This is a genomic window from Desulfovibrio sp. 1188_IL3213 (assembly GCF_036763145.1).
Classification (GTDB): domain Bacteria; phylum Desulfobacterota; class Desulfovibrionia; order Desulfovibrionales; family Desulfovibrionaceae; genus Desulfovibrio.
Genome location: NZ_JBAIYR010000372.1, coordinates 1 through 2,276 on the forward strand (window position 1 = coordinate 1; position 2,276 = coordinate 2,276).

The following is a 2,276-nucleotide window of genomic DNA, read 5'->3' on the forward strand; positions in this document are numbered from 1 at the left end:
TGCGCCCCTGTGCGGCATGGCAAGCGGCGGCGCGGGCCGGGAAAAACAGTGTTTTTGCCCGGTGGCATTACGCCTGTGCTGTGGCAACAGGCGTTACAGGTCAATGAAAACAGAGCAGTCTTACGCGAGCATTGCTCTGCGGGACGCGCAGGCAGGTTTTCGCCACGAGGCGCAAGCGCTGCTGGCCTGCACCGTTACGCGCCGTGGTCTGCGCCGCAGACCTTGAGAATCCGTATGCTCAAAGTGACGCGCCCCAACTGTCAAAACGTAAGCAACGCCGCGCCGGAGTTGTATTTTCCAGCGCGGCGCCGTTGCTAAGTCCGGTACTGTCGAGTTCAGATACGCGCACGGGCCGCACAGATCAGTCGATACACACTTCTTTGAGAATATGCAGGTTGTCCATAGCTTTGCCGGTTCCCACAACCACGGTGGACAGGGGGTCGTCCACAACCGTGATGGGCAGCGAGGTTTCCTCGCGCAGGAGCTGGTCCAGCCCTTTGAGCAGCGCGCCGCCGCCGGTGAGCACAATGCCCCTGTCCACAATGTCCGCCGCCAGTTCGGGCGGGGTCTGTTCCAGGGCGATGCGCACGGCCTGCACAATGCTGTCCACCTGCTCGGAAATGGCCTTGCGCACTTCCTCGGAGGTGATGATGATATTCTGGGGAATGCCCGTCACAAGGTCGCGGCCCTTGACTTCTATCTGCTGTTCGGGGTCCAGCGGGTAGGCCGAGGCGATCTTGATCTTGATTTCTTCCGCCGAGGATTCACCGATGAGCATGTTGTACTTGCGCTTGACGTGGGTCATGATGGCTTCGTCCATCTTGTCGCCGCCCACCCGCACCGAGCGGGAGTACACGATGCCCGAAAGGGAAATGACCGCCACTTCGGTGGTTCCGCCGCCGATGTCCACCACCATGTTGGAGGTAGGCTCCTGGATGGGCAGATCCGCGCCGATGGCCGCTGCCATAGGTTCCTCGATAAGGTATACCTCACGCGCCCCGGCGGACTGGGCCGACTCTTTCACGGCGCGCTTTTCCACCTGGGTGATGCCCGTGGGTACGCAGATCATGATGCGCGGGCGCACCAGACGGCGTGAGTTGTGTACCTTGGCGATAAAATGGCGCAGCATGGCCTCGGTCACCTCAAAGTCGGCGATGACGCCGTCTTTCATGGGACGTATGGCCCAGATATTGCCGGGCGTTCTGCCGAGCATGCGCTTGGCGTCCTGTCCTACGGCCAAAACCACGTTGTTGCCGCGCGGGTCCTTTTTAACGGCCACCACCGAAGGCTCGCGCAGTACAATACCGTGTCCCTTGACGTAGACGCAGGTATTGGCCGTACCGAGGTCGATAGCCAGGTCGTTGGAAAACATGCCTAATGCGAAATCCAGAATCTTGGACATTACTCTAACTTGCCTCACTGTGCTGGTCTGCGTATCTTCGCTGCGAATGGATTTATCACGTCAAGTTCAAGGGCAACGCCCCGCGCCGAAGTGCGAATGAGGCGGGGGGCGGCAAAAAATCGGTAACGTCAGGCTGAAAACTGTTCTGCTAAATCGGGCGTGAAGTCAAGATGGCTGGGCCTGGGTTCAAAATCTTTGTCCCGCCGATTCTTGCCTTTTTCCGCCTTCAGGGCTTGTAAACATGCTGCGTTGGCATACTCTGGCCGTGTATTTTCGGCGTAAATACGGTACACGGGTGCAAAAAATTCCACTTGACGCGGGGGCGTCCTGTCCCAATCGGGACGGCTCGCTTTCGCGCCGGGGCTGCACGTTCTGCAATGCCTCCGGTTCTGGTTCCGGCCTGGGCGTACGCGGTTTTTCGCTTGAGGAGCAGTGGCGTGCGTGGCTTGAAAAATACCGCGCCACCGATGCCGACAGGGCCTTTATGGCCTATCTGCAGTCCTACTCCAATACGTATGGCCCCCCGGAACGCTTGCAACTTTTGCTCCAGCAGGTAGCGGCCCTGCCGGGCTGCCTCGGCGTTGCCGTAGGCACGCGCCCGGACTGCCTCGGCCCGCGCAAGCTGGACATGCTTGCCGCCTGCCAGATAAACGCCAGTGTGGGCGCCCCGGATGCTGGAAACCACTATACGCGAAATGCCCGTAGAGACAATGGGGGCAAAAAGGGCGTCGGCGGCCCGGAAAACGGCGGCCTTTCCGAGGTCTGGCTGGAGCTTGGGCTGCAAAGCGTTCACGATGCCACTCTTCGGCGCATCAACAGAGGGCATGATGCGGCCTGCTCTGAAACGGCCGTGCGGCAGGCCGCCGAGCGTGGG

2 protein-coding genes and 1 pseudogene are annotated in these 2,276 nt (G+C 60.4%); 2 read left to right on the forward strand and 1 reads right to left on the reverse strand.

All coding sequences use genetic code 11. From position 1 onward, the window contains the following. Window positions 1-226, forward strand: a 226-nt coding sequence (locus V6C16_RS11550) for a hypothetical protein (protein ID WP_333543270.1), incomplete at its 5' end; no start/stop codon positions are given. Between the two features lie 135 nt (window positions 227-361). Here V6C16_RS11550 and V6C16_RS11555 read toward each other — a convergent pair. Next, on the reverse strand, window positions 362-1,402 hold the full coding sequence (locus tag V6C16_RS11555; protein ID WP_012623816.1) for a rod shape-determining protein: 1,041 nt from the start codon (window positions 1,400-1,402) through the stop codon (window positions 362-364). A 241-nt stretch (window positions 1,403-1,643) separates the two neighbouring features. Between V6C16_RS11555 and V6C16_RS11560 the strand changes: the two are divergent. Then, a pseudogene (locus V6C16_RS11560) lies at window positions 1,644-2,276 on the forward strand (TIGR01212 family radical SAM protein); the annotation flags it as partial.

Bases quoted from the DNA above. Each gene is read 5' to 3' on its own strand.
- V6C16_RS11555 (WP_012623816.1), bottom strand. From the start codon at position 1,402: ATGTCCAAGATTCTGGATTTCGCATTAGGCATGTTTTCCAACGACCTG.